Source organism: Microbispora sp. CL1-1, assembly GCF_012034195.1.
Classification (GTDB): Bacteria; Actinomycetota; Actinomycetes; order Streptosporangiales; family Streptosporangiaceae; genus Microbispora.
Map to the genome: position 1 here is coordinate 1 of NZ_JAATEK010000188.1, position 491 is coordinate 491.

Here is a 491-nt window from a genome sequence, read left to right on the forward strand (position 1 = left end):
GGTGTAGGCGGCCTTCTTGTTGCCGTTGCCGTCGAACAGCAGCGGGTTCTGGTAGGAGCGCCAGGAGTCGCTGTCACGCACGCCCCACACCGTGATGCCGACGCAGCGGGCGACCGCGAGGCAGTCGTTGACGATGTTGGCGTAGGTGGTGGCCGACGCGCCCTCGACGTCCAGCTCGGTGATGGCCACGTCCACCCCGAGGGCGGCGAAGCTGGAGATGGTGGTGCGGAAGTTGCTGTTGTAGGCGCTGCCGCTGTTGAAGTGGCCCTGCAGGCCGACGCAGTCGATCGGGACACCGCGCGACTTGAAGTCGCGGACCATGTTGTAGACGCCCTGCGTCTTGGCCCAGGTCCAGTTGTCGATGTTGTAGTCGTTGTAGCAGAGCTTGGCGTCAGGGTCGGCGGCCCGCGCGGTGCGGAAGGCGACCTCGATCCAGTCGTTGCCGGTGCGCTGCAGGTTGGAGTCGCGGCGGCCGCCGGTGTTGTCGTCGA

1 protein-coding gene is annotated in these 491 nt (G+C 66.8%); it reads right to left on the bottom strand.

Features of this window, described 5'->3' with window-relative positions:
* A partial coding sequence (locus HCK04_RS40550) for an endo-1,4-beta-xylanase (RefSeq protein WP_142652798.1) occupies positions 1 to 491 on the bottom strand: 491 nt, incomplete at both ends.